At 55.0% G+C, this 18,287-nt stretch carries 17 protein-coding genes; 12 read left to right on the forward strand and 5 right to left on the reverse strand.

Translation table 11 applies throughout. The features are described from left to right. Positions 1–165 precede the first annotated feature (165 nt). Both tldD and GQF03_RS14260 read left to right on the forward strand, forming a co-directional pair. The gene (tldD, locus tag GQF03_RS14255; RefSeq protein WP_161339961.1) at positions 166–1,596 is read left to right on the forward strand and encodes a metalloprotease TldD; all 1,431 of its coding nucleotides are present in this window, start codon (positions 166–168) and stop codon (positions 1,594–1,596) included. Beyond that, positions 1,580–2,422 carry a hypothetical protein gene (locus GQF03_RS14260; protein ID WP_161339962.1) on the forward strand — a complete coding sequence of 281 codons (843 nt, stop codon included), beginning with the start codon at positions 1,580–1,582 and terminating at the stop codon, positions 2,420–2,422. The genes tldD and GQF03_RS14260 overlap by 17 nt, the downstream gene beginning before the upstream one ends. Here GQF03_RS14260 and GQF03_RS14265 read toward each other — a convergent pair. Then, positions 2,416–3,783 carry a glutamate--cysteine ligase gene (locus GQF03_RS14265; protein WP_161339963.1) on the reverse strand — a complete coding sequence of 456 codons (1,368 nt, stop codon included), beginning with the start codon at positions 3,781–3,783 and terminating at the stop codon, positions 2,416–2,418. The genes GQF03_RS14260 and GQF03_RS14265 overlap by 7 nt on opposite strands. Before the next feature lie 143 nt (positions 3,784–3,926). Next, on the reverse strand, positions 3,927–4,667 hold the full coding sequence (locus GQF03_RS14270) for a 16S rRNA (uracil(1498)-N(3))-methyltransferase (protein WP_161339964.1): 741 nt from the start codon (positions 4,665–4,667) through the stop codon (positions 3,927–3,929). A gap of 100 nt (positions 4,668–4,767) precedes the next feature. On the opposite strand from GQF03_RS14270, the gene ubiA reads away from it, so the two are divergent. Both ubiA and GQF03_RS14280 read left to right on the forward strand, forming a co-directional pair. Continuing rightward, positions 4,768–5,697 (forward strand): 4-hydroxybenzoate octaprenyltransferase, encoded by a 930-nt coding sequence (gene ubiA, locus GQF03_RS14275; RefSeq protein WP_161339965.1) that lies wholly within the window; start codon positions 4,768–4,770, stop codon positions 5,695–5,697. A gap of 78 nt (positions 5,698–5,775) precedes the next feature. Next, entirely contained in the window at positions 5,776–7,284 is a 1,509-nt protein-coding gene (locus GQF03_RS14280) for a UbiD family decarboxylase (protein WP_161339966.1), read from the forward strand. Between the two features lie 9 nt (positions 7,285–7,293). Here GQF03_RS14280 and GQF03_RS14285 read toward each other — a convergent pair whose 3' ends face one another. Next, a complete protein-coding gene (locus GQF03_RS14285) occupies positions 7,294–8,046 on the reverse strand; it encodes a carbonic anhydrase (RefSeq protein WP_161339967.1) in 753 nt (250 codons plus the stop codon). Positions 8,047–8,174: 128 nt separating this feature from the next. On the opposite strand from GQF03_RS14285, the gene GQF03_RS14290 reads away from it, so the two are divergent. The 5 genes from GQF03_RS14290 to GQF03_RS14305 all read left to right on the forward strand — a co-directional run bounded on the left by GQF03_RS14290 (position 8,175) and on the right by GQF03_RS14305 (position 12,431). Continuing rightward, entirely contained in the window at positions 8,175–8,945 is a 771-nt protein-coding gene (locus tag GQF03_RS14290; RefSeq protein ID WP_161339968.1) for a sulfite exporter TauE/SafE family protein, read from the forward strand. 61 nt (positions 8,946–9,006) lie between these two features. Then, a complete protein-coding gene (locus tag GQF03_RS14295; protein ID WP_161339969.1) occupies positions 9,007–10,362 on the forward strand; it encodes a TldD/PmbA family protein in 1,356 nt (451 codons plus the stop codon). After that, positions 10,359–11,162 carry a 3'(2'),5'-bisphosphate nucleotidase CysQ gene (locus tag GQF03_RS14300; protein ID WP_161339970.1) on the forward strand — a complete coding sequence of 268 codons (804 nt, stop codon included), beginning with the start codon at positions 10,359–10,361 and terminating at the stop codon, positions 11,160–11,162. The genes GQF03_RS14295 and GQF03_RS14300 overlap by 4 nt, the downstream gene beginning before the upstream one ends. 101 nt (positions 11,163–11,263) lie before the next feature. Further along, the gene (locus tag GQF03_RS18670; protein WP_162858490.1) at positions 11,264–11,431 is read left to right on the forward strand and encodes a hypothetical protein; all 168 of its coding nucleotides are present in this window, start codon (positions 11,264–11,266) and stop codon (positions 11,429–11,431) included. A gap of 523 nt (positions 11,432–11,954) precedes the next feature. Further along, on the forward strand, positions 11,955–12,431 hold the full coding sequence (locus GQF03_RS14305) for a hypothetical protein (RefSeq protein ID WP_161339971.1): 477 nt from the start codon (positions 11,955–11,957) through the stop codon (positions 12,429–12,431). Here the strand turns inward: GQF03_RS14305 and GQF03_RS14310 are convergent. Then, positions 12,428–13,240: a M23 family metallopeptidase gene (locus GQF03_RS14310; protein WP_161339972.1), complete on the reverse strand. Its 813-nt coding sequence runs from the start codon at positions 13,238–13,240 to the stop codon at positions 12,428–12,430. The genes GQF03_RS14305 and GQF03_RS14310 overlap by 4 nt on opposite strands. Continuing rightward, positions 13,240–14,682, reverse strand: coding sequence for an exodeoxyribonuclease VII large subunit (gene xseA / locus GQF03_RS14315; protein ID WP_161339973.1), 1,443 nt, complete (start codon positions 14,680–14,682; stop codon positions 13,240–13,242). Before xseA ends, GQF03_RS14310 begins: the two co-directional genes overlap by 1 nt. A gap of 85 nt (positions 14,683–14,767) precedes the next feature. On the opposite strand from xseA, the gene purD reads away from it, so the two are divergent. Genes purD through GQF03_RS14330 form a run of 3 tightly spaced genes read left to right on the forward strand, consistent with a single transcriptional unit; the run spans position 14,768 to position 18,236 of the window. Beyond that, positions 14,768–16,048 carry a phosphoribosylamine--glycine ligase gene (gene purD, locus GQF03_RS14320; protein ID WP_161339974.1) on the forward strand — a complete coding sequence of 427 codons (1,281 nt, stop codon included), beginning with the start codon at positions 14,768–14,770 and terminating at the stop codon, positions 16,046–16,048. A gap of 22 nt (positions 16,049–16,070) precedes the next feature. Beyond that, entirely contained in the window at positions 16,071–17,141 is a 1,071-nt protein-coding gene (locus GQF03_RS14325; RefSeq protein WP_161339975.1) for a phosphotransferase family protein, read from the forward strand. 45 nt (positions 17,142–17,186) lie between these two features. After that, the gene (locus tag GQF03_RS14330; RefSeq protein ID WP_161339976.1) at positions 17,187–18,236 is read left to right on the forward strand and encodes a phosphotransferase; all 1,050 of its coding nucleotides are present in this window, start codon (positions 17,187–17,189) and stop codon (positions 18,234–18,236) included. The last annotated feature ends 51 nt before the right edge of the window (positions 18,237–18,287 follow it).

The raw sequence follows: 18,287 nt of genomic DNA on the forward strand, positions 1-18,287 counted from the left end.
TTCAATAGGCAACATATTGTGACATTTTGTCACACCGAATTGCGGCGAAACAATCCGGCCCGTTTAGAATCTTTCAAATCATTGCATGGCACGCCTCGACAATTCGGCGCGAAAGCCACATATTCAACATAATGATGACAGAAATGACAGTGACCGGAGCTTTTTATGACTGACGTATCCACCGCCAACGAACTCTTTTTTAATGCAACGGGAATGCACCGTGGAAGGGTCGAAACGCAGGTGTCCGAAGCCCTAAAAAATGCGGATGATGGGGAGCTGTTTCTGGAGTACCGCCAGTCAGAAGGATTTTCATTTGATGATGGCCGCCTTAAAAGCGCGAGTTTTGACACCACGCAGGGCTTCGGGCTCCGTGCCGTAATCGGGGAAGCGACAGGTTTTGCACATGCGTCAGAATTAAGCGAGCAGGCCATAAAAAATGCGTCAAAAACGGTGCAGGCCGTTCAAACGGGGAAAAGCGGCGTCATGTCGCTGCCATCGGCCGGCTCAAACCGCGCCCTTTATAGCGATGACAATCCGTTAAGTGAAATTCCCTTTGACGCAAAGGTGAAGGCGCTCGCGGACATAGACGCCTATGCGCGCGGAAAAGACAGCAAGGTTGTTCAGGTATCAGTCTCTCTTGCGGGGTCCTGGCAGGGCATCGAGATCATCCGCACCGGCGGCGAACGCGCGGGAGATATCCGCCCGCTTGTCCGGCTTAATGTCTCCGTCGTGGTCGAGAAGGACGGACGGCGCGAATCCGGTTCCCACGGAATGGGTGGACGAACCGGGTACGGTTTTTACCTTGAGGAAGCGACATGGAAGGCCGCCGTCGACGAAGCCTACCGTCAGGCGATTGTCAATCTCGACAGCGTTGCCGCCCCGGCCGGTGAAATGGATGTCGTTGTCGGACCGGGATGGCCCGGCATCATCCTTCATGAGGCAGTCGGCCACGGCCTTGAAGGCGATTTCAATCGCAAGAAAACCTCCGTCTTCTCCAACCTGATGGGTGAACGGGTTGCCGCCCCGGGTGTCACTGTTGTCGACGACGGCACAATTGCCGACCGCCGCGGCTCCCTCACCATTGATGACGAAGGCACCGCCACCAGTTCCACAACGCTGATTGAGGACGGTATTCTTGTCGGCTATATGCAGGACCGACAGAATGCGCGCCTTATGGGCGTTGATCCGACGGGAAACGGGCGGCGAGAGAGTTATGCCCATCTTCCCATGCCGCGCATGACAAACACCTACATGCTCGGCGGCGACAAGGACCCGGAGGAAATTGTCAAATCGGTGAAAAAGGGTCTATATACGGTCAATTTCGGCGGCGGGCAGGTCGACATCACATCGGGTAAGTTTGTATTCTCCTGCACCGAAGCCTATCTCATCGAAGATGGAAAACTGACGGCACCCGTGAAGGGCGCAACCCTCATCGGCACCGGCAGCGAGGCCTTGAAGAAAGTAAAGGCGATTGGCAATGACATGGCGCTCGACAGCGGAATCGGCACCTGCGGCAAGGCCGGGCAAAGCGTGCCGGTCGGCGTCGGCCAACCGACCATGCTGATTGAGGGACTGACGGTTGGCGGGACGGCATAAAGGGATTTTTCACGCGCGGACAGCGACCTGCACATTCGTCCTGTCCGCTTTTCTCACGCTGCAATTATCCGGATCCGCTTTAGCGGATGAGCAGAGTTGGCTTCCGCCGGGAAGCGCAACGGAAATGCGGCGCAACCCGCCGGCCGAACTCATCAGATCCGGGACGGTTCAAGACGATAAATGGCAATTTGGCCGGCTGCTATTTCGCAGTCCTTCCATCCTTGGCGAAAAAGCTGTCCGCATTGGCCTTTCCTGCAATAGCTGCCATACAAACGGGCATGTGAATTCGGACTTTTTCATCAGCGGCCTGTCGGATCGGCCGGGGCGCGTCGATGTGACCCATCGCTTCTGGCAGGCCGGCTTCGACGACGGCGTCTCGAACCCGCTGGATATCCCGTCGTTGCGGGGATCGCGGGACAACGCCCCCTATGGCTCAGCGAAGATTTTTCCCAATCTCGCATCCTTCACCAATCATGTCATCGTAACTGAATTCGCGGGACCCAAACCAAGCAAGAGAATCCTGGAGGCGCTGATCGTTTATATGGAATCTCTCGATTCCGGCGGTTCAGCGCAAGAGGTGAACGCGTCGGAGATTTCCTATCTCCCACTTCTGCTGTCCCCGCTGGAAACCAAGAATCTAGAGGAGCTGGACGAACTTTACGAACTGATCCGCAGCGACTATGGCCGCCGTGCCGCGAAAGAGGGTGGGTCAATCGAAAATTTCCGCCGCAATGTCGTGATGCTTGGTGAGATCAGGAAAAAAGCCGCCGCAGGTGATTTTGCGGCGGCGATTACAGGTTATCAGAACCTAGTTGAGGCTCAGTAAGCGTATTCCGCAAAAACCGGATCGATCTTTTGCTTCCAGGCGCCGTGGTACCGTTCGAGCATTTCTTCCGCTGGCGTCTTGCCTATCTTGACGATGGTTTTAAGGGCATTGAGGAAATGACTTTCGTCCTCGCCGAAACTGTCGAGCCGCTTTCGCGATTCCAGTCCGGCCGACGCGATTTCCAATATATCAACCGCCAGCGCCTGCATACTCCGGCCGTCCGGCATTTTGGTTTTCAGCGCGTGGGTAATAACGTCATTCCTGATTCGTTGACGGTCTTCCGCCGTCCAATTCTTCACCAACTCCCAGGCACTCTCCAGCGCCGCATCATCATAAAGAAGCCCGACCCATAGCGCTGGAAGCGCGCAAAGCCGACGCCAGGGTCCGCCGTCCGCTCCCCGCATTTCCAGGAAGCGTTTCATGCGGACTTCGGGGAAAAGGGTGGTCAGGTGATTGTCCCAATCGGCGAGATTCGGCTTCTCTCCGGGCAATCCGGGCAGCTTGCCGGCCAGGAAATCCCGAAATGACTGGCCGGAAACGTCCAGATATATTCCGTCGCGATAAACGAAATACATGGGCACGTCGAGCGCATAGTCGACGTACCGCTCGAAGGAAAAGCCCTCCTCAAAAACGAAGGGTATCATGCCGGTGCGGTCCGGGTCGGTATCGGTCCAGATATAGCTGCGGTGACTGAGATGTCCGTTGGGACGGCCTTCGGTAAAGGGGGAATTTGCAAAAAGCGCCGTCGCAAGAGGTTGAAGCGCAAGGCTGGTGCGAAACTTTTTCACCATGTCCGCTTCGGAAGAATAGTCGAGGTTGACCTGCACAGTGCAGGAGCGGAACATCATGTCGAGACCATGCTGGCCACGCGTGGGCATGTATCTTTTCATGATCTGGTATCGGCCCTTGGGCATCATTGGGGTTTCGCCGAGAGTCCATTTCGGGCTGAATCCAAGACCCAGGAATCCGACCCCCATCTCATCGCCGACTTCGCGGACCTGGGCAAGATGGGTATGCACCTCGCTACAGGTTTCATGAAGGTTCTCGACCGCGGCACCGGAGAGCTCGAGCTGCCCGCCGGGCTCCAGACTGACGGAGCAACCCTCCTTCGACAGGGCAATAACATTGTCGCCCTCGTAATCCGGCTGCCAGCCGAACCGCTGTAGTCCCTCCAGCATCGTTCGGATGCCCTTGGGTCCCTCGTAAGTCAGAGGTTCGTGAGTATCCAGCGTGAAGCCGAATTTTTCGTGTTCAGTGCCAATGCGCCATTTGTCGCGCGGTTTGCAACCGCTGCCGGCAAAGTCGACGAGCTGCGCTTTATCGGCGATTTCTACCGCTTCGCCTTTGGAAGGTCCGGACATGTATTCCCCTTGTTTTTCTACTGGCCGGGCAAAGCGCCCCAGGTCCGGCCTTTGTCATCCGACTTAAAGAATTGCAGGGCCTGCATCAAGCCCAAATTATTATTTTTGTCCAACGATCACAAATTGCAACTCTCTTGATATCTTTACGTCCAGTCTCCATGGAAGGCCTGGAGAAGTGACAGACTTGCAATAACGGCCGTTTCCGCTCGCAATATCCGGGGTCCCAACGAAATCGCGTAGGTATTGGGACGGGCGGAGATGAGCTCGATCTCCTCATCGGTAAACCCGCCTTCCGGCCCGGTAACCACCGCCCATTTTTCGGATGGCGCAAGGTTCGGCAAAACAGTTCCCGCGCTTTTTCCCGTCAGCCGCTCATTGCAGAATACGAGGGCTCGTTCAGGCTCCAGCGCCGCCAGCGCCTGTTCCAGCCTGACCAGGCCATGGACGACGGGCAGGTTCAACCGCTCGCACTGTTCCGCCGCTTCCATCGCCTGCAACTCCATCTTGTCCTCTCGCACGCGTTCTGCATTGGTCCGTTGTGTCTGCACCGGCTGAAGGCTCGCGACGCCAAGCTCCGTCGCTTTCTGAACGATTAGCGCGGTTTGCACTTTCTTGACCGGCGCGAACAAAAGTTCGATGTCGGGTTCCGTCAGTTGCGGACGAAGTTGTTCCGTGACATGAACAAGACAATGATTTTTGTGAACGTCCTGCAACTCGCCAAGCCACTCTCCATCTCGCCCGTTGAACAGCGCGATCCTGTCTCCTGCCGAACGCCGCATTACGGTGGCCACATAGTGGGACTGGGTTTTATCCAGCACCACGCCGAGATTCTTGCCAAGATCGCTTGGAACAAAAAGGCGAAGGGAATATGGTTTTGGTATCATAAGATATTTGAACTCTTGTCACGCTCTTGGATAAATTATTGCGATAAATAGCAATTAATGTCATCTCCGTCACCTTTGGATAGATAAGAGAAGTACTGAAATGCGCCGACTCGACCGGATCATTGCCGATGCCAGCAAACAGAACTGGGTGGATTTGTATGCGCCGGAGGGGCTGCAACCCTATATGAAGCTCTCCCGCCTCGACCGGCCGATCGGCACCTGGCTGTTGCTGCTGCCCTGTCTCTGGTCGATCGCGCTTGCGGCGCCAACGGGTGGATTCCCCAACTTGTGGCTCTTCATCCTCTTTGGCATCGGTGCGCTTGTCATGCGCGGCGCGGGCTGTACGCTCAATGACATCACGGACCGGAATTTCGATGGCCAGGTGGAGCGAACGAAAAAACGTCCGATCCCGAGCGGTCAGGTTTCTCTTCTTCAGGCATTCTTGTGGCTCGGATTCCAGTGTCTGATTGGTTTCTTGATCCTGTTGCAGTTCAATACATTTGCCATAATGCTGGGGGCCGCCAGCCTGATCCTGGTGGCAATTTATCCCTTCGCCAAGCGCTTCACATACTGGCCGCAGTTTTTCCTTGGCCTCGCGTTCAACTACGGCGCATTGCTTGGATGGACTGCCGTGAAGGGTGATCTTGGGATCGCGCCGGTCATCATGTATCTTGGCGGGATTGCCTGGACCCTCGGTTATGACACCATCTATGCCCATCAGGACAAGGAAGACGACGTCCTGATCGGCGTCAAGTCAACGGCGCTCAAGTTCGGCGAAAGTACCCGCAGCTGGCTGATCGGGTTTTATTCCGTCATCTTCATTGCGTTAATATTGAGCGGATATGTCGCGGGACTGACAGTCCCCTTTTATATCGTCATGGCGGGCGCCGGGGCCCAGCTTGCCTGGCAGATCAAAAACCTTGATATCGACAATCCCGATATCTGCTTGCTGCTGTTCAAATCCAACAAGATTTTCGGCCTCATTGTCCTCGCGGCCATAATCCTTGGCAAGTTCACCCTGTTCGGTTAGGCGATGCTTTTACTTTACGGGTGCCGGTGTTCTCGGGCATAGTCGCGGCGGCGGATAAAGGGACAGGATAGAGACGTCATGGCGTATGGGTCACTTCGGGATTTTATGGCAAAGCTTGAAGCTTCCGGCAAACTCGTCCGGGTGCAAGAGCCCGTCTCCACAGATCTCGAGATGACAGAAATACAGACCCGCCTGCTCGCGGATGGTGGCCCCGCCGTTCTCTTCGAGACTCCCGTAAACGAGAAAGGCGAGAAAAGCCCAATACCGGTTCTCGTCAACCTGTTCGGCACGGTTGACCGCGTCGCCATGGGCATGAACCGAAAGCCCGAAGAATTGCGGGAAATTGGAGAAACACTCGCGTTTTTACGTCAGCCTGAGCCGCCAGAAGGCTTTCGCGAAGCGATGGGCATGCTGCCGGTGCTTAAGACTGTGATGACCATGCGGCCGAAAACGGTGAGCAAGGCGCCCTGTCAGGAGGTGGTCCTCACCGGTGACGATATCGACCTTGACCAACTTCCGATCCAGACCTGCTGGCCCGGGGAGCCGGCGCCGCTGATCACCTGGCCGCTGGTCGTAACCAAGGGGCCCGGCACCGACAGAACCGATGACTATAATCTCGGTATTTACCGGATGCAGAAGCTTGGACGGAACAAGACACTGATGCGATGGCTCAAGCATCGCGGCGGCGCCCAGCATCACGCCCGTTGGGGAAAGGAAAAAACTGAGCCGCTCCCCGTCGCCGTTGTCATCGGGGCGGATCCGGGGACCATTCTCGCAGCCGTCACGCCGATCCCGGACACACTGTCGGAGTATCAGTTTGCCGGTCTCCTGCGCGGAGAAAAGGTGGAACTGGTTGAGTGCAAAACCGTGCCGTTAAAAGTCCCTGCAAGCGCCGAAATCATTCTGGAGGGTCATGTTTCCCTCGATGATTATGGGGATGAGGGGCCTTATGGAGACCATACCGGATATTACAATTCCGTTGAGAGTTTTCCCGTTTTCACCATCTCGGCGATCACGATGCGCGCTAAGCCGATTTATCTTTCGACCTTTACGGGGCGGCCGCCGGATGAGCCAAGTATTCTCGGCGAAGCGCTGAACGAGTTGTTTATCCCGCTCATACAACAACAGTTTCCGGAAATCATAGACTTCTGGTTACCGCCAGAGGGGTGCAGCTACCGGATTGCCGTGATTTCCATGAAGAAAGCCTATCCCGGGCATGCGAAGCGGGTGATGATGGGCGCCTGGTCCTATCTCAGGCAGTTCATGTACACGAAATTTCTGATTATCGTGGATGATGACATCAACGCGCGCGACTGGAAAGACGTGATGTGGGCCGTCTCGACCCGGATGGATCCGGTGCGCGATATCACCTTGATCGAGAACACGCCGATCGACTATCTCGACTTTGCCTCTCCTGAATCGGGGCTGGGCGGCAAGATCGGCCTCGATGCCACCAACAAGCTGCCGCCGGAAACCCACCGTGAGTGGGGCCGGCAAATCCGCATGGATGACGCGGTTATCGAGAAAATTGACCGCCTTTGGGAAAAACTGGGCCTGCCGGGAGACGGCAAATCCATCTGGAAATAGAGCTTTCCCTTATTCCCCTTCCAGAACATAGCGGCGATTGAGCGGCTGGGGCGGACGATGGTTGTCCCGGTACAGCCTGCTGAACGCGTCGATCTGTGCCTTGGACGCCGAAAGGGTTTCCTTATAAACATGCCAGGTGACGTTTTCGCCGCACGGAGGGGTTGTCAGCGATCCCTTGTAGCGGAAAAAGCGCGTATCGACAGGCAGCAGATCATTCGGATCGATATAGGCATCCAGACGTGCCTTGCCCGGCGTTGCCGGGGCCTTGTCCAGAATGGTTTGCAGCGTCGCATTGGCCTCTGCTTCTCCAAACAGGACGCCCAGCACAAACATATCCCCGGCCGCCGAATTAAGAACGAAATGTGCCTCCAACGGATAACTGCGGCCATCAACCACATGTTCGGACTGATGATGGAAATGAAATTCCTGAAGTTGGTAGTCGTTCCCCTGATAGGTTACCAGCCCACCCTCTCCGCCGGTCGTCACTTTGATCTTGTGGCCGTCATTGACCACAACCGGTTCAAACTGTTGCAGATCCAGAAAAGCAGTTGGCACGTCGGCGCCAACGGCGGTGGTTGATTGAAGGGCGACCGGCGATTGCTGGCTGCCGTCGCAAGTACCAAATTCCGGCGACAGCGACGCCCAGTTCGCGGGTCCCGTGGCTCCGTCATAGGACCAGGCCGGCTGATCCTCCGCGAGAGCCGGAGTTGCCACCAGAAAAGCGGCAAAGATTGCGCAGCAGCAATTTAAAAATCGGGACATATGGAGATTCCTCAGTTAATCTGCATTCAGATAAACGGTACCTCCTCATATCAGCGGATGCCAGTCAAGAAGTTTAAAAATAGCTGCGTCCAGGAATTACTAAACTGGAGCAGTCCGCGGAAACCTCGATGAGTCTCATTTCAGATCCCGTTTTTTACCTACTGGCGATTCCGGTTGTCCTATTGATCGGCATATCAAAGGGCGGATTCGCTGGCTCTCTCGGCATTTTAAGCGTCCCAATTCTCTCGCTTATGATTTCGCCGGTTCAGGCTGCCGCAATCGTGCTTCCCATCCTCTGCGTGATGGATATTTTTGGCCTGATCGCCTATCGGCGCGTCGCCGACTGGCGCAATCTCGGATATCTGCTGCCCGGAGCCGTGACCGGCATCCTGGCCGGATATTTGCTGTACAACTACCTGAGCGCAGATTTCATCAAGGTGCTTCTGGGCGTGATCTGCGTCGTCTTCACCCTCAATCACTACATCCGCAAGCGGCCGGTTGACCATGTGGCGAAAGCCAGCCTGACCCGCGGATCATTCTGGGGGTCCATCGCCGGTTTTACGAGTTTCGTCGCCCATGCGGGCGGGCCACCCCTGCAATTTTACATGCTGCCGCAAAAGATTGACAAAACTCTCTATGTCGGGACGTCCGTCTGGTTCTTCTTCGTCGTGAATTACGTGAAACTCATTCCCTACGCGTTGCTGGACCAGTTTTCTCTCCAGAACATCGGAACGTCGCTGGTTCTTCTGCCACTCGCTCCGATCGGTATCTGGCTCGGCGTCAAGGCGCATAAGTTGATCTCGGAGGATCTTTTCTACCGGATCGCCTATGTCCTCGTTCTCGTGACCGGCGGCAAGCTTTTATGGGATGGCCTTGCGGGAATGAATTTGCTTTTCTGATTCCATTTTGGCTCGACACTCCCTATGTATGAAGGGTTGTTATTAATCAGTCAGGATGCCCATGTCGCAGCAAGTTGCGGAGACGCAAAATTCACTCAATATTCTGAACGACCTGATTGCCATTGCGCGTCGCAAGGGGGCGGAGGCGGCCGATGCCGTCCGAATTCAGGGTACCTCCGTCCATGTTTCGGTGCGTCAGGGCGAAACGGAGGAGGTTGAGCGCTCGGAAGCGCATGACCTGGGATTGCGTGTCCTCATCGGCAAGCAGCAGGCCTTTGTTTCCTCCAACGATACAAGGCCCGAAGTTCTGGAAGAACTTGCCGACCGGGCGCTGGCCATGGCCCGCAGCATGCCGGAAGACAAATTCTGCGGATTGGCGGATCCGGCGAAACTCGCGCATGATTTTCCCGAACTCCATCTGTTCGATGAAACCGTGCTGTCGCCGGATGATCTTGTTGCCATCGCCAGGGAAGCCGAAGAATCGGCATTGGCTGTCGAAGGCGTAACGAATTCGGAAGGCGGCGGCGCCTCAACGGGCCGCGCGTCGATTGCCCTTGTAACGTCGGGCGGATTTGCCGGTGCCTATACTTCAAGCAGCTTTTCCGTGAGCGCGTCGGTTATCGCCGGTGAGGGCCAGGGGATGGAGCGCGATTATGACTATGACAGCCGGCATTATTATTCCGACCTCAAATCGCCGGCAGAGGTCGGCAAAACCGCTGGAGAAAGAGCGGTAAAATTGCTTAATCCGCGTAAAATGCCGAGCGCCCAGGTCCCCGTCATATTCAGCAACCGAGTATCCGGAAGCCTGCTCGGGCATTTTGCCGGTGCCGTATCCGGCTCATCGATCGCCAGGGGGACGAGCTTCCTCAAGGACAGCATGGGCAAACAGGTTTTCCCCAAGGATATCCGCATAACGGACGACCCGCACCGACCACGAGGGGCGGCGTCCAAGCCATTTGACGGCGAGGGTGTCGCGAACAACCGCCTCGACCTGATCGATGCAGGTGTCTTGCAATGCTGGATCCTTAACTCGGCTTCGGCACAACAACTTGGTCTGGAGACAAACGGGCGCGCCACCCGGGGAACCGCCTCGCCTCCGGGTTCGGGAACGACCAATCTCTATCTGGAAGCGGGAGAAAGCTCGCTCACCGAACTGATCAAAGATATAAAGTCCGGGCTCTATATCACCAGCCTCATCGGGTTCGGGGTTAACGGCATTACGGGTGACTACAGCCGAGGCGCCTCCGGTTTCTGGATAGAAAACGGCGAGATCGTCTTCCCGGTTTCCGAACTCACCATCGCCGGAAATCTCAAGGATATGTTTATGAATCTTGTTCCGGCCAACGACCTCGAATTCCGCCATGGAACGAATGCGCCGAGCCTGCGAATTGATGGAATGATGGTTGCCGGCACATGACAGATCTTTATGATAAGGATTTTCACCTGCTCACCCGCGTCATGCAGGAAGCCGGAGACATTGCCCGCCAATATTTCAATGGCAATGTAAAAAGCTGGGAGAAAAAGCCGGGTGATCCGGTAAGTGAGGCGGATCTCGCCCTCGACACGCATTTCAGGAGTAAACTGACGGCTGCCCGGCCGGACTATGGTTGGCTGTCGGAAGAGACCGCGGATGATAAGGCGCGACTTGAAAAATCGCGGGTCTGGATCATTGATCCAATCGACGGCACCCGTTCCTTTATCGCCGGAAAGCCCGAATTTACAATTTCGGCCGCCCTCGTCGAAGATGGCAAGCCGGTTGTCGGCATCGTCTATAATCCGATCCTGGAAGAATACTATGAGGCCGTCAAAGGGCGCGGCGCCAAATTGAACGGTGAAATAATCACCTGCGGTAACAAATCGAATCTCACCAATGCCCATCTTATCGCCAGCAAGAAGGCATTTGATTGGCACGGCTGGCTGGATGATGTCGAAGGCGCAAAATTCAGCCATGTAAATTCAATCGCCTATCGTATGGTGAAAGTTGCCTCCCGCCACGCCGACGCATCCCTGTCACTCACCGAAAAAAGTGACTGGGACATTGCCGCAGCCGATTTAATCCTGTCGGAAGCCGGTGGCATAACAACAACGACCCGGGGCGACGAACTCATCTACAACAGAAAATCCATCAATCAGATAAATGTCATTTCCTCGGGCAAGAATATTCATCCGAAACTGATGGAACTATTGGAAAGCTTCGGTACCGCCAAGTCATTTTGAATGAAGAATGATCGAATTTTCGGAAACCGGAAACGGTTGCAAAAACCGTTATCGCCGACTAATTTAATCAGCGATATTGTGACAAACCGGGGTGACATGGAATGAAACCAGTTTCTCGCGCAGTTATTGCCGCAGCGATGTTGTCTTTTGCTCTCCTGACAGGCGGGTGCAGCGATACATGGCAGGGCGTCAAAAAAGACACAAACGAGAATCTCAACAAGGCGGGCGATATCGTCGTCAAGGCCGGCGAGAAACTGAAGTCCGAATAGGATATTGCTCGTCCGTTTATTTTCCGATCGCGGTTTACTTACTGTAGTTTGTCGCGTTGATCGCAGATAGTCATAAAATTTTATTGTACTTTGCGTGATTGCCGGACGGGCCTGAAGCCGACATCTTGGGAATTGCGCTAACATTTGCCGATTCGCGCTTTGATTTCTGCCGATTGATGCACCGCACAACAATTTGCCGGCAGATATCAAATATTAACTATGTTTATTAACTATAATTCGCAAAAAATTTGAATAAAATTTTGTCCATTTTGTCATAGCGCAACAATTTTCTAATTCCAAAAACGTAGCTAACGCGTTGTTATTACTAATTTTATCACTAACGTTTAGTAAAAGATCCCCTAAATTGCCTCATCGAAACACCTTGGGGCAGTAATTGACGGAATAATACAGACTTAAATACAATTCGATTATCGCCGCTTTTCGAGGGTTCGAGGGGCGATTTCTTACGCATCAGTACTGATTTCAACATCCTGTTAGACAACAGACTCGGTTAGAGGACTGGATGAAATCGTTTTTAAAGGCTGTCTCCTTCGCGTTACTGTTCGTCCTCACCGTATCTACGGTGCAGGCGGCGTCGCTTCATGACGAAAATAACATGGCGGCCTGGCTGACAAAAACTGAGGGTATTTTCGACTATTTCCAATCCCGCGAAACACAAAATGTCTTGGCGTTCGCGAGCGAAAAGTTCAGAAACATTTCCTCTGGGAAAGAGATATCACTGTCGTTCGATGGCAAGCATAGCGATCCCCTCGGGCTATCTTCACGGAACGCGACCGGTGGTGCCGATTACCATCATAATGACTGGATAGAGTTGATGTTTGGCTTCCAGCCATGGAAGTTTGAAGATGATGAGGGATTTATCTCCATCTCAGTGCATTCGACGTCATCAATTCCGTTGCCTGCGGCCCTGCCCCTTTTTGCCGGAGGGCTCGCTGCATTTTATCTGATCATGAGGCGTCGCAGGTGGAGAATTCGTTAGTTTGAGGGCGCTGTGCGAAGCAGCAATTCCGGATCGAGCCGTTCATTGAACCAGTTGAGACGCCAGTCGAGATGCGGGCCCGACGCCCGCCCTGTCGCACCAATCTCCCCTAATTTTGTGCCTTGGCGGATGAATTCACCGGCTTTCACGTCGATTTTGCTCAGATGGGAATAGACGGAAACCAGGCCGTATCCATGATCGATCATCACCGTGCCGCCCGTATAGAACAAGTCCGGCTCCGCCATGCGCACCATGCCGTCCGTCGAGGCGATCACCGGCGTTCCCACCGGCGCCGCGATATCCAGACCGAAATGCGGGCGTTTGGGAACGTCATTGAGGATGCGCTGACTGCCATATACGCCACTTATCCGTCCCTTGGCTGGCCATTGCCAACCGGACAAGAACCATTCCTCCGGCGTTTCAATCCCCCGAATTCTGGCTATTTCGGCATTTTCCTTCTTGATGCGGGCGAGCGCTTCAGGGCTGGGTGTTACCTTTGACGGCGGCAACCCGTCCACTCTTTCAATCTGGTATTCGCGTTTGGATATGACCAGCGAGTGGCTCTCCTCCGTGCCATCGGGATAGACGATCCTGAGCGACGCGGAGGGTTTGAAATCACGGCCAAATCCGAATACAAAGCGTCCACCGGCGGATACGGAAACCGGTCGTCCCTCGAAATATACCTTCGCCGCTGGATCCGTAATACCTGTGACGAGGCCGCCCTGCGTCATGTCGCCGGTTAGCGTTGTCCGCTCCGCGAAAGCGTTGATGGCAAAAAACAGCGTACAAATGAAGACAAAATATCGCATCAAAGCAAGCGCCCCTGTTTGGATTGTGGCGATGTCTTTTTGGCCTTAGGCTTGGGAGGAGGGCTCTTGCCACCCATTTGTGATCCGTCGGCGAAAACAGCGGCGGATTTTCCATCAGCAAACTCGACGTCAACAGACTTGCCGGCTGTGGCCTCTTTTATGGAGGAAATCGGCTTGCCCGTCTCATCCCATACAATACTGTAACCGCGCTTTAAAACGCGGCGGAAGGAGAGACTTTCCAGCAACCGCACGGCGCTATTCAGGCGATCTCCAGCGCGCTCCTGCTTGATGCCGATGCTGCGCGCCATCTGCCGGTCGATGACAATCATCTTTTCGCGGTATTGCTGCAAAGAACGGTCCAGCAATTGCGGACGCAATTTTGCGGCTGCCCCCGTGTACAGCTGGAGCTTGAAATTGAGGTTACCGACCACCGATTGGCGCAGGCGGCTTTCGAGGTGATCGAGATGCTGGACCCTTTCCGCAATCAGCGATGCGGGATCACGCAAACCTCGCGAGAGACCGGCAAGGCGTTCACGTTTGTCGACGAGTGACCGATTGAGGCTGCGTTTGATGCGCCGCTCCTGATCGTCCACATAGGCGATCAGCTCGGCGCGGACAGGAACCGCGATCTCGGCGGCGGCGGTCGGTGTCGGCGCTCGCTGGTCGGACGCGAAGTCGATCAACGTGGTATCCGTCTCATGGCCGACCGCTGATATCAGCGGAATTGCACTTTCCGCTGTCGCGCGCACCACCTCTTCCTCATTAAACGCCCAGAGATCTTCCAAACTGCCGCCGCCGCGCGCAACGATAAGAAGGTCCGGTCGAGGAATGTCACTGTTCTCCGGCAATGCGTTAAACCCCCGGATTGCGGCAGCAATCTGACCGGCGGCCGTCTCTCCCTGAACCAATACCGGCCATAGAAGGACATGGACCGGAAATCGGTCCCGCAGCCGATGCAGAATATCGCGGATAACAGCGCCGGTCGGAGAGGTAACAACGCCGATAACGCTCGGAAGATAGGGAAGCGGTCGCTTCCGCGCGGGATCGAACAGCCCTTCGGCCGCAAGTTTTTTCTTTCGCTCCTCGAGCAGCGCCATCAGCGCGCCGACGCCGACCGGCTCCATCGCCTCAATGACGATCTGGTACTTGGATCGCCCCGGATAGGTCGTGAGCTTGCCCGTGCAGATTACTTCAAGCCCATCCTCGGGCCGGAAACTGAGCCTGTCCGCGGTGCCCCGCCACATCACGCCATCGAGTACCGCCTTGTCATCCTTCAATGTAAGATAGACATGTCCGGAGGCGGCACGCTTGAGACCTGAAATTTCCGCCCGCACGCGGACATGGCCGAAGACGTCCTCAACAGTCCGCTTGAGCGCACCGCTCAATTCCGAAACCGTATATTCATGAATGTTGGAAGAGCCGGAACTCAAATTTTCTGACACGTTTTTCCTTCAACATTGTTTAGCCTGCCGTCGCAGTATGCTACAAACTCTGCACAGTCCTTCAAAGGAAATAAGTTCGGAAATCATGAATATACTTGTAATCGGCTCCGGCGGCCGCGAGCATGCGTTATGTTGGGTTCTCAAAAAATCTCCCCTGATCAAGAGACTGATCTGCGCTCCCGGCAATGGCGGCATCGCGGACGTGGCGGAATGCGTCGCCATCGGGGCGGAGGATATCCAGAAAATCGTTGATTTCTGCCGGAAGGAAGCAATTGACTTTGTCGTCGTCGGCCCGGAAATGCCGCTTGTGATGGGACTGGTTGACGCACTCGACGCTGCCGGCATCAAAAGCTTCGGCCCACGCGCCGCCGCTGCCGCTCTGGAAGGCTCGAAGGGCTTCATGAAGGACCTCTGCCGCGAAAATAATATTCCGACGGCGACCTACCAGAGATTTACCGATGCCGACAAAGCGAAGGCCTATGTCGCGGGCGGGTCGCTTCCAATAGTGATCAAGGCGGACGGGCTGGCCGCCGGTAAGGGCGTTATCATTGCGCCGACCCTGGCAGAGGCCAATGCGACGATTGATGAAATTTTCGGCGGGCTCTTCGGCGGCGCCGGCGCGGAAATTGTCATAGAGGAATTTCTGGAAGGGGAAGAGGCAAGTTTCTTTGTCCTGACTGACGGAGAGAATATATTACCACTCGCGACGGCGCAGGATCATAAAGCTGTTGGTGACGGGGATACGGGACCGAATACGGGCGGTATGGGGGCCTACTCTCCGGCGCCGATTATGACGGACGACATAATCGAAAAGACCATTGAGCAGATTATCAAGCCGACGGTCCGGGCGATGAAGGAACGCGGCACGCCGTTCACCGGCGTCCTGTATGCCGGCCTGATGATCACAAAAGACGGCCCGAAGCTGATTGAGTATAATGTGCGCTTCGGAGATCCCGAGTGCCAGGTACTATGTGCCCGCATGGCAAGCGATCTGCTGCCGACCCTCATGGCAACGGCAACCGGCACTCTTTCGGATGTGGCATTGACATGGCGTGACGAGACAGCCCTTGTGGTCGTCATGGCGGCAACCGGATATCCCGGATCCTATGAGAAAAATTCTGTCATCGAAGGCCTGGCGGACGCCGCCGCGATCGAGGACGTGATCGTATTTCATGCCGGCACGAAACGGGAGGCCGATAGGATACGGGCGAACGGCGGACGTGTGCTCGGGATCACCGGAATTGGAAAAACCGTTAAACAAGCACAAAAAAAAGCGTATAGTGGCGTCCAGGCCGTAAACTGGCCGCAAGGATTTTGCCGTTCCGACATTGGCTGGCGGGCGGTAAATCGTGAAGAACAGGGGTAAATAACAACAAGAAGGGGCATAAATGTCCGACGATTCAACCCAGTTTTCGGGTACCATGGAAGTTCGTGAACGTCTCAAATTCGACGTTGCAGCATTGGAAAGTTACCTCAAGAAAAACATTGTCGGCTTCAAGGGTCCACTTGACGTTGCGCAATTTAAGGGCGGACAATCCAATCCGAGCTATATGCTGACGACCCCCGACCGGCGGTATGTGCTTCGCCGCAAGCCACCGGGCAAACTCCTTCCTTCGGCTCATGCGGTCGATCGCGAATACCGGGTCATGACGGCGCTTGCCAGAACCGATGTGCCGGTACCCAAGACATATTGTCTTTGCGAGGACGAGGACGTTATCGGCACGATGTTCTATGTAATGGAATTCATGAACGGCGATATCGAATGGGACCCCTCCCTCCCCGGCTATTCAAAGGCCAACCGAGTTGCCGTTTTCGATAGCATGAATGCCGCGATGGCAGCCTTGCATATGGTGGATTACAAGGCTGTGGGCCTCGAAAGTTTTGGCAAGCCAACCGACTATCTCGCGCGGCAGATCAACAGATGGACGAAGCAGTATAAAGCGTCCGAGACGGAAACCATCGAGGCGATGGACAATCTGATGGCGTGGCTGCCTGACAATATCCCGCCGGGAGACGAGACGGCCATCGTGCATGGCGACTACCGGCTCGATAACACCGTCCTGAACAAGGAAAGCCACAGGGTTATGGCGATCCTTGACTGGGAACTCGCGACGCTTGGTCATCCGCTTGCCGATTTTTCCTATCACTGCATGACCTGGCGACTTGAACCGGAGCTTTTCCGTGGCCTTAACGGCCTCGATCTTCCCGCGCTCGGCATTCCGACAGAAGAGCAATATGTCCAGGCCTATTGCGAGCGGACCGGACGGGACGGTATCGAAAACTGGGACTTTTATGCCGCTTACAATATGTTCCGCCTTGCCGCCATCCTTCAGGGGATCGTCGGTCGGGTGAAAGACGGGACCGCGTCAAACAAGAATGCCGCCGATGTTGCTGTCCGGGTCAAGCCCCTGGCGATCCGCGGATGGGAACAGGCGGAAAAAATCATCAAGGGCGTTTAGCCGTCCCTACCTCCCGATAAAAATATCCAAAAACAGAGGGGAATTATGACCGACGGAATAGAACTTATACCGGTTCGGGAAGCGCACAAGTTTAGCGAAGGCGCACTCGTCGATTATCTCAAAGAGAATGTCGACGGATTCAAGGGGCCGTTGACCGTCAGCCAGTTTCAGGGTGGACAGTCAAACCCGACCTTCCTATTGAGCACGCCGGAACGCGAATATGTGATGCGCAAGAAACCTCCGGGAAACCTGCTTCCATCCGCGCATGCGGTTGACCGGGAATACAGGGTTATTTCGGCACTTCAGAATACGGATGTCCCGGTGCCCAAGACCTATTGCCTGTGCGAGGACGACAGCATCATCGGGACCGCCTTCTATATCATGGAGAAAGTCGAAGGCCGGATCATCCTGTCTCCGGAAATTCCAGGGGCGGATCCGCGGCTGCGCGCCGGACTTTATGACGCCATGAACGACGCGCTCGCCAAAATGCATAACGTCAATATTGATGCCGTCGGCCTGTCGGATTTCGGCAAGAAAGGCAATTATTTCGAGCGGCAGATCGGACGCTGGACGAAACAGTACCGCGCGTCCCAGACGGACAATCTGGAGGCGATGGAAAATCTGATCAAATGGCTGCCCGAAAACCTGCCGGAGAGCGATGACAGCACCATCGTTCACGGGGATTACCGGCTCGGGAATATGATTGTACATCCGACGAAACCGGAAGTGCTTGCAGTCCTTGACTGGGAACTCTCGACAATCGGCCATCCCCTCTCTGACCTTGCCTACAACTGCATGAATTATCACTACATGCATCCGAAGAACGGCGGGCTCGTGGGTGTAGATTTCGCGGCAACAGGTATTCCGACAGAAGACGCATATATTGAGGCCTATTGCAAACGTACCGGGCGTGATGGAATCGATAACTGGGAATTTTATCTCGCCTTTTCCTTCTTCCGCATCGCCGCCATTGTACAGGGCGTTTACAAGCGGGGACTGGACGGCAATGCCAGCTCTAAAGTCGGTAAGGAGTATGCGTCATTTGCCAATATGCTCGCGACTTTGGGCTGGCAGACGGTCGAAAGCCGGCTATAAGCTGTCGCAGTCAGGTTGTTTAATATTATTTTCCACTGATATTGTGATTTC

It is taken from the genome of Sneathiella chungangensis (genome assembly GCF_009882935.1).
GTDB lineage: Bacteria > Pseudomonadota > Alphaproteobacteria > Sneathiellales > Sneathiellaceae > Sneathiella > Sneathiella chungangensis.